At 41.5% G+C, this 8,216-nt stretch carries 8 protein-coding genes; 5 read left to right on the top strand and 3 right to left on the bottom strand.

Annotated elements, in window-relative coordinates; translation table 11 throughout:
- The 3 genes from B4J23_RS12025 to metK all read right to left on the bottom strand — a co-directional run.
- Positions 1-1,091 (bottom strand): YeeE/YedE family protein (locus tag B4J23_RS12025; protein WP_291360905.1); only part of this gene is annotated, 1,091 nt, incomplete at its 3' end.
- A 251-nt stretch (positions 1,092-1,342) separates the two neighbouring features.
- The gene (locus B4J23_RS12020) at positions 1,343-1,687 is read right to left on the bottom strand and encodes a hypothetical protein (protein ID WP_291360903.1); all 345 of its coding nucleotides are present in this window, start codon (positions 1,685-1,687) and stop codon (positions 1,343-1,345) included.
- Between the two features lie 336 nt (positions 1,688-2,023).
- Positions 2,024-3,190, bottom strand: a complete 1,167-nt coding sequence (metK, locus tag B4J23_RS12015) for a methionine adenosyltransferase (RefSeq protein ID WP_004786281.1) — start codon at positions 3,188-3,190, stop codon at positions 2,024-2,026.
- Between the two features lie 472 nt (positions 3,191-3,662).
- Here metK and B4J23_RS12010 point away from each other — a divergent pair, with 472 nt between their 5' ends.
- The 5 genes from B4J23_RS12010 (at position 3,663) to B4J23_RS11990 (ending at position 8,184) form a co-directional block, all read left to right on the top strand.
- Positions 3,663-4,046, top strand: a complete 384-nt coding sequence (locus B4J23_RS12010; RefSeq protein ID WP_125279320.1) for a pilin — start codon at positions 3,663-3,665, stop codon at positions 4,044-4,046.
- Positions 4,047-4,488: 442 nt separating this feature from the next.
- Positions 4,489-6,477 carry a transketolase gene (gene tkt, locus B4J23_RS12005; RefSeq protein WP_125279319.1) on the top strand — a complete coding sequence of 663 codons (1,989 nt, stop codon included), beginning with the start codon at positions 4,489-4,491 and terminating at the stop codon, positions 6,475-6,477.
- 135 nt (positions 6,478-6,612) lie between these two features.
- On the top strand, positions 6,613-6,828 hold the full coding sequence (locus B4J23_RS12000) for a hypothetical protein (protein WP_125279318.1): 216 nt from the start codon (positions 6,613-6,615) through the stop codon (positions 6,826-6,828).
- A gap of 183 nt (positions 6,829-7,011) precedes the next feature.
- Positions 7,012-7,467, top strand: a complete 456-nt coding sequence (locus B4J23_RS11995; protein WP_125279317.1) for a GNAT family N-acetyltransferase — start codon at positions 7,012-7,014, stop codon at positions 7,465-7,467.
- Between the two features lie 129 nt (positions 7,468-7,596).
- Positions 7,597-8,184, top strand: coding sequence for a YceI family protein (locus B4J23_RS11990; RefSeq protein ID WP_034702946.1), 588 nt, complete (start codon positions 7,597-7,599; stop codon positions 8,182-8,184).
- Positions 8,185-8,216: the final 32 nt, after the last annotated feature.

Below are 8,216 nucleotides of genomic sequence, written 5' to 3'. Positions count from 1 at the left end.
CCAGAAGCAATACCACTAAAATAGGCACCGATATTACAGCCATAAGCCAGGCGAGCGCCGTAGCCGAGCATCAAACCGCCAATAACCGCAGCAACCAATGAACGTTTTGGAATATTGAAGTTCGGAGCAAATTTACCTGCCAGACTGGCAGCCAATAATGCACCAAGCATGATGCCAAAGTTCATCATAGACGTAATATCGAACCAGAGTGATTCAGATAAGGCTTTGGCATTTGCTGGTTGCTGCCAATACGCCCAAGAGGCTACATCAATTCCAACAAAACTTGCAGATTTCGCGGCCCAGACAGCAAGGGCAGAAGTAACCCCCCATGGACGACCAGCTAGCGCCAAAGTAGCAAAGTTAAGCAGGGTTAAAATGATTCCGCCCCAGATTAATGGCCACGGACCACGTAAAAAACGTTTCCAGCCCTGATGCTGGCTTTGAGGTTCAACTTCTAAATTGCCATGACGTTTCTTTTCAAAAAAGATAGTTGCAGTAGCAATAACAGCAAAAACAACAAAGCTCAAAACAAGTGCAGGAATGACACCAAAACTTTCTACAATGGAGATGGGTGCGAAATGGGGTAGGTTAAACCACCAGTCAATATGCGAAGTTGCAATCAGTGAGCCAGCACAGAAGAAGAACAGGGTTACCAGCATACGGGCACTACCACCACCAACGGTATAAAGTGTGCCTGATGCACAACCGCCACCGAGCTGCATGCCAATCCCGAAAATAAATGCCCCGATTACCACAGAAAGCGAAACTGGACTGACAAAGCCTTGAACTGGATTACCGAACAGTTCACCTGCGCCTAAAGCAGGAAAAAATAGCAAGACAGCAAGACCCAGCATGATCATTTGGGCACGTAAGCCACGACCACGACGTTCTTTAATAAAGACGCGCCAGCTGGAGGTGAAACCAAACGAGGCATGATACAAGGTCATACCCAGTGCACCACCCACCAGAAATAATAGAGCCTGGTTCAGGCCCACGATGTGATAGGCACCGACAGTTCCTAATACAAGTAAAATAAAAGCCACCCAGACCGAGAGATTCGATCGCTGGGAAGACGCAGCAATAACAAACATGGGAGATCAAGCTTTAAAAAATAAAGTCGCGTATATTACGCAATTTCTCACTAAAATGGGCTGATCTAGAATTTCTAAGAGCCAATTAAACATCCTGATAACTGATAATAATTATGAATTTAAATGATATAAGGTCGTGATTATTTCAAAAGATATCAGCTTAATTAGAACAATCACCTGCCTAATAGTGAAATGTATAAAAAGTTTAAAAGCCTGCAAAGCAGGCTTTTAAAGATCTAAAGCTTTAAAAATTAATTTTCAGCTTTCTCGCGTACTTTGCCTGCACCTTCTTCAATAGCACCGGCAGTTGCAGCAGTCGCGTTTTTAGCGGCTTCAGCAGTTGCATCTGCTGCTCGAGAAGTCGCAGCGGCGGCTTCATCAGCGGCACGGGAAGCATTTGCAGCCGCATTATCCATGGCTTGGTCAGTTTCCTGAGAAGCCTCATGAGTGGCATCTTCCATATCATGGCCTGCTTGAGTAGCAGCATTTTCTAAATGTTCGCCAGTTGTCGCAACTGTTTCAGGATTTTCTTTCTTATTACAACCCACTAAAGCAACGGTTGCAGCTAAACCCAAAGCAACAAGTAATTTATTCATCGTGTCATATCCTTTGTAGTTGTAAGGTCGAAAACAGTCTAGCGAGTATTTATTTGAATTTATGCTAATAATTAGATCAGAATTTGTTCGCTAAATGTAATTTTTATAAAGGCTTATACAATTTTTGCCAAATATAAATCGTCTGATTATCTGAATGTATTTTCTTACAACCCTTATATGGATTGCTTCTCACTGCTTATAAAGAATAAGTTTATCCGTTTTAATATGAGTTTTAGATGTAACAAAACACAACTATTTCCAGCTCAATTTTTGTCAGGCTAAAAGTAGAAGCCATAAAAAAAGCCCGCATAAAGCGAGCTTTTAAAACTTGAAAACTTATAGACCAGCAGATGCTTTAAGTGCTTCGACTTTGTCAGTTTTTTCCCAAGTAAATGCAGTATCTGAACCTTCACGACCAAAGTGACCATAAGCCGCAGTCTGTTTATACATTGGCTGGATCAGGTTCAACATACGGGTAATACCATATGGACGCAGGTCAAAGTGCTCACGAACCAATTGAACGATCAATTCATCCGACACTTTGCCTGTATTGAAGGTATTGATTGAAATTGAAGTTGGCTCGGCAACACCAATTGCATAAGACACCTGAATTTCACATTTATCTGCAAGACCCGCAGCGACAATGTTTTTCGCAACATAACGGCCTGCATAAGCAGCAGAACGGTCAACTTTTGATGGATCTTTACCAGAGAATGCACCACCGCCGTGACGTGCCATACCGCCGTAAGTATCTACAATGATTTTACGGCCAGTCAGACCACAGTCACCTACAGGACCACCGATCACAAACATCCCGGTCGGATTGATGTGGAATTTGGTGTCTGCATGGAACATGTCGGCAGGAATGATTTTTTTCACGATTTCTTCAATCACAGCTTCTTTTAAATGAGCTTGTGAAATTTCAGGATCGTGTTGAGTTGAAAGCACAACAGCATCTAGACGAACAGGCACGCCATTTTCATAAGCGAAAGTCACCTGGCTTTTTGCGTCTGGACGTAACCAAGGCAATGTACCGTTACGGCGTAATTCAGCCTGTTTTTCCATTAAGCGGTGCGCATAAGAAATTGGCGCAGGCATGAGTACATCAGTTTCACGGCTGGCATAACCAAACATCAAGCCCTGGTCGCCAGCACCTTGATCTTCAGGTTTCTGACGGTCTACACCCTGAGCAATTTCAGGAGACTGCTTACCGATCATGTTGATGATCGCACAAGTCGAACCATCAAAGCCAAGGTCAGAATGATGATAACCAATACTGTTAACGGTATGGCGGACAACCGCTTCAAAATCGATGTTCGCAGTTGTTGTGATTTCACCGGCAAGTACAACCGCACCTGTTTTTACAAGCGTTTCACAAGCAACCCGTGCATATGGGTCTTCTTTTAAGATTGCATCCAAGATAGCATCACTGATTTGGTCAGCCATTTTATCTGGATGGCCTTCGCTTACAGATTCCGAAGTAAATACAGCGTACTCGCGCATAGTCCTATCACAGTTAAATTTAAAGACCCGATATGTTACATCGACTTGTGCTCTAGGACTAGCGCAACTCGACAAAATTGCACGAAATTGTTTCAAATTATTGTGCTTTTATTTGATTATTGGAATTAAAAAAACTGATATGCCTAATTAAACAGCAGGGTAAATTCATTTAATAAACTTAATAAATAGTTTGTGAATTGATAAGAGACGCTTATTAAGCAGTGATATTTCCAGATAAATTCGCAGAACCAAATACTAAGAAAAATATAAAAATTAGAGTGTCTAAAATATCAAGGAAAGTGATCATTCTATTAATAAATTAAGGCGGGTGTATTGATCACACGACAGATAGCCTTGCTGCAAATGGTGCGACTCTGCATAGTAGCTTCAAGTCTTCAGAAACCGCCTGTCAGGAAGTGGCGAAATCTTTTGGTATGGACTTGTTTAAAAGACTGTACGGAGATGGAAAAGCATGTATCAAAAGGCGTTTACCTTGATTGAAGTCATGATTGTACTCACGATTATTGCCATTCTGGCGACAGTAGCAGGCATGAGTTATCACAGTTATGTCGTGCGAAGCCAACTAGCGGAGGTTTTTGAGCAGGCAGGTAGCTATCGAACTCAATTTATTGCCTCTGATGGACATTGTGATGCGGGCCGTCAAATTGGCAGCGGAACCCAATATATTGAAAAAGTCGTGATCAATGCAGCTTGTCGAATTGAATTTAAGCTACGGCAGGATGGGGTAGATACGGCAATCCGTGGAAAATCCATCGCTTTTGATGTTTATAGCGGCAGTTGTTCTTCTAGCGATATCAGCCAGCGTTATTTACCTAAAGAGTGTCGAGGACAATAATTTTCGTGGTATCGACTAGCCTGATTGAACTTCAACCTTTATCTTTTCATGTCTGATGATCTTGGGCAGACATTAGATATTCACATATGCATTTTTATGGACTGGAAAAAGATCACTTATTTAAGTCTGTATCTTCTGTTTTGACTCCTAGCTGGAGGTATCCTGAAGAGGAATTCAACATATTGTAAAAGTTTAATTTATAAAAAATAGTTAAGAATAATCCCAGATTTATCATCTTATTAGAATTTAACTTAGACTCTAGTCAATCAATGCACCTTAAAAGTGCAGAATATTTATCCGATAGGTAAATACAAGATCAATAAATTGATAAATATTGTAGGCTAGTCTTTACCCCTCGCTGTTTTTTTAAGACAATAGACGGCAGTTTTGAAAGTCTTTTCATCATTTCCTATTTCTTCTGAATTTATTTGGACGCTGATTTATGACAACCCCGCTTAATGAACGTCGTATTGCAAACGCAATTCGTGTATTGGCAATGGATGCTGTGCAAAAAGCAAACTCAGGACATCCAGGTGCTCCAATGGGGATGGCAGATATCGCTGATGTGGTTTGGCGCGAATTCTTAAACCATAACCCAACAAATCCGAATTGGGCTAACCGTGACCGTTTCGTATTGTCGAATGGCCATGGCTCTATGCTTCAATACGCACTTCTTCATTTAACGGGCTATGATCTTTCAATTGAAGATCTTAAAGCATTCCGTCAACTTCATTCTAAAACTCCAGGTCACCCGGAATTGGGCTATGCACCAGGTATTGAAACAACCACTGGTCCTTTAGGCCAAGGTATCGCAAATGCTGTTGGTTTTGCACTGGCTGAAAAAACTTTAGCAGCGCAATTCAACAAGGAAGATATCAAAGTTGTAGATCACTACACTTACTGCTTCCTGGGCGATGGCTGCTTGATGGAAGGTGTTTCTCACGAAGCATGTTCTTTGGCAGGTACTTTAGGTCTGGGCAAGCTGATTGCTTACTATGATGACAACGGTATTTCAATTGACGGTGAAGTTGAAGGTTGGTTCTCTGACGATACAGAACAACGCTTCAAGTCTTATGGCTGGCAAGTGATCAAAGTTGACGGTCATGATGCTGATGCAATCCGTCAAGCCACTGTTGAAGCAAAAGCTGAAGTGAATAAACCAACCATCATCATGTGTAAAACAGTGATTGGTTTAGGTTCACCAAACAAACAGGGTAAAGAAGACTGTCACGGTGCTCCTTTAGGTAATGACGAAATCGTATTGACTCGTGAAGCTTTGGGTTGGTCAGATGAAGCGTTTGTCATTCCTGAAGATGTATACGCAGCTTGGGATGCCAAAGATAAAGGTTCACAAGCTGAAGCAGCATGGAATGAAACTTTTGCCGCTTATGCAGCAAAATATCCAACTGAAGCAGCTGAATTAAAACGTCGTCTTTCTGGTGATCTTCCAGCTGACTTTGTTGCAAAAGCGGATGCTTATATCGCTGAAGTAAATGCAAAAGAAGAAACCATTGCTACACGTAAAGCGAGCCAAAATACGTTACAAGCTCTTGTGCCTTCACTACCAGAAGTACTAGGTGGTTCTGCTGACCTTGCAGGTTCTAACCTGACACTTTGGAAAGGCGCGCAAGGCGTACAGGACAATCCAGCAGGTAACTATGTTCACTACGGCGTACGTGAATTTGGTATGACTGCGATTGCCAACGGTGTTGCACTGCATGGCGGTTTCATTCCTTATGTAGCAACATTCCTGATGTTTATGGAATATGCACGTAATGCAGTACGTATGTCTGCACTGATGAAACAACGTGTGATCCATGTATATACTCACGATTCAATCGGTCTGGGTGAAGATGGTCCTACACACCAGCCAATTGAACAAATCGCATCTTTACGTGGTACACCAAACCTGAATACATGGCGTCCATGCGACACTGTTGAAGCAGCGATTTCCTGGAAATCAGCTTTAATGCGTTCAGAAGGTCCAACAGCGTTGATCTTCTCTCGTCAAAACCTGCCATTCCAAACTCGTACTCAAGCACAAATTGAGAATGTAGCGAAAGGTGGTTATGTTCTAGCTGAAGAAAAAGGCGAATTGAAAGCAATTATCATTGCGACTGGTTCTGAGGTTTCTCTTGCAATGGAAGCATATGCACAGCTTGAAGGTGTGCGTGTCGTATCTATGCCATGTGCTGAAGAGTTCGTGAAACAGGATGCTGCGTATCGTGAAGCGGTTCTTCCTTCAAATATTCGTGCACGTGTAGCGGTTGAAGCTGCACATGTGGATTACTGGTGGAAATTTGTAGGTCTGGATGGCCGTGTGATCGGTATGACCACTTATGGCGAATCTGCACCTGCTAAAGACTTGTTTAAACACTTCGGCATTACAACTGAAGCTGTTGTAGCAGCTGTAAAAGAGATTATTGCTTAATCAACTGATTAAGTGGTTTTTTAAGGGCGCCCCAGTTTTGGGGCGTCTTTTGTTTTTCCGCTTTCTAGCCTTGTATTCATGTGGCAACCGCTAAAAAGTGTTCTCCCATAATTGAAATGAAAGAGTGAGATAAACATGAGCTTGTATGAACAAATTAGTGATGAAATTACTTTAATGGATGCAGGCGAGCAGAAATGGATCGGGCAGGATCTACCCCTTGAAGCAATGGTGGCGGTTGAGCTATTACTTCAGGAAATGGCTGAAGAAAAAATCATTAAAGTACGTCGCAAGAACCATGAAAAGCATTCTGGTTTGAAACAGATGGATCGTATTCTGGTTGAAAAACTTTAATAGAAAATACTAAAAGTCCCTGAGCGGGGCTTTTTTTATATCGGATGATTTTCATCTGGCAGTTGCTTATGAACATTAGATAAGATAAATCTAAGTTTATGTCATCATAAAAACTTAATGACTTATATCGTAAGTAATTGACTTAAAGATAATTAAATACATAAACCAAAGAAGTTACTCAATATGGAAATATCATCCCAGATCCAGATCAAATCTTTAGAGCAAATATCACAGCCAGAATGGCTATTTTTATGGCAAGACTATCAACGCTTTTATCAGACCCAAATTTCGGATGAGGTAAGTAAAAATACCTGGGATAAATTAACCAATTATGAGCTAGATTCAATGTACGGTTTTGCGGCGCTGATGGATGGAAAGGTCGTTGGGATTGTGCATGTCATCGAACATAACAGTAGCTGGACAGTAAGACCTTATGCCTATTTGCAGGATCTATTTACCCATCTGGACTATCGCGGACAAGGCGTGGCGCGCAAGCTGATTCAACATGTCTATCAGGTCGCGCAGCAGCGTAATTGCGACCGGGTTTACTGGCTGACTCAGGAATCAAACCATCAGGCACAAGCGTTGTATAACAAAGTCGCCAAGAAAACAGGATTCATTCAGTACCGTATGGATTAAAGCTCAAAAATTAAAAAAATAACTTACAATTTTATCGTTTCATCGCTGCAACAAAACGTTTTATCTTTAGGGCTGTAAACGGTTCCAGATTCTATACACTTAATAACATCCAAAACGTGAGATAAAAACATGAATTTCAAAACATTAGCATTAGGCTTGGCGGTCGCATCTGTAGCAACAGTTTCTATGGCAAAACCAGTGGCCTATACGATTGACCCGACTCATTCAGCAACTGTTTTCTCTTGGAGCCACTTTGGTTTCTCTACGCCATCTGCAAACTTCAGTGACATCCAAGGCACCATTAATGTTGATAATGAAAAACCTGCGAATTCTTCGGTCAATGTGAACATCCCGGTTGCAAGCATTAATACGAATGTGAAAGCACTGGATGACCATATTAAGACAGCAGAATTTTTTGATGTTGCCAAATATCCGAATATTACTTTTAAAAGTACTAAAGTTCAGGCTTTAGGCAAAAACAAATATAAAATCACCGGCAACTTAACCGTGAAAGATGTCACTAAACCTGTGGTACTGGATGCAGTTTTAAATAAACAAGGCGTACATCCAATGACCAAATTACAAACGATTGGTTTCAATGCAACCACTTCATTTAACCGTTCAGCCTTTGGGGTAGGCGGTTATGTTCCAAATGTGGGCGATAAAATTACAGTAAACATTACTACCGAGGCTTCTGTACCTGCTCCGAAAAAGTAAGAGTGACAAATTAAAAAAGCACCCAATTGGGT

This window comes from Acinetobacter sp. UBA3025 (assembly GCF_002367915.1).
Taxonomy (GTDB): domain Bacteria; phylum Pseudomonadota; class Gammaproteobacteria; order Pseudomonadales; family Moraxellaceae; genus Acinetobacter.
This window is presented reverse-complemented; position numbering and strand designations above follow the sequence as displayed.

Excerpts from the sequence above, each read along its gene's own strand:
- B4J23_RS12010 (WP_125279320.1), top strand. The coding sequence starts at position 3,663 with ATGTATCAAAAGGCGTTTACCTTGATTGAAGTCATGATTGTACTCACG.
- B4J23_RS12000 (WP_125279318.1), top strand. The coding sequence starts at position 6,613 with ATGAGCTTGTATGAACAAATTAGTGATGAAATTACTTTAATGGATGCA.
- B4J23_RS11995 (WP_125279317.1), top strand. The coding sequence starts at position 7,012 with ATGGAAATATCATCCCAGATCCAGATCAAATCTTTAGAGCAAATATCA.
- B4J23_RS11990 (WP_034702946.1), top strand. The coding sequence starts at position 7,597 with ATGAATTTCAAAACATTAGCATTAGGCTTGGCGGTCGCATCTGTAGCA.
- tkt (WP_125279319.1), top strand. The coding sequence starts at position 4,489 with ATGACAACCCCGCTTAATGAACGTCGTATTGCAAACGCAATTCGTGTA.
- metK (WP_004786281.1), bottom strand. The coding sequence starts at position 3,190 with ATGCGCGAGTACGCTGTATTTACTTCGGAATCTGTAAGCGAAGGCCAT.
- B4J23_RS12020 (WP_291360903.1), bottom strand. The coding sequence starts at position 1,687 with ATGAATAAATTACTTGTTGCTTTGGGTTTAGCTGCAACCGTTGCTTTA.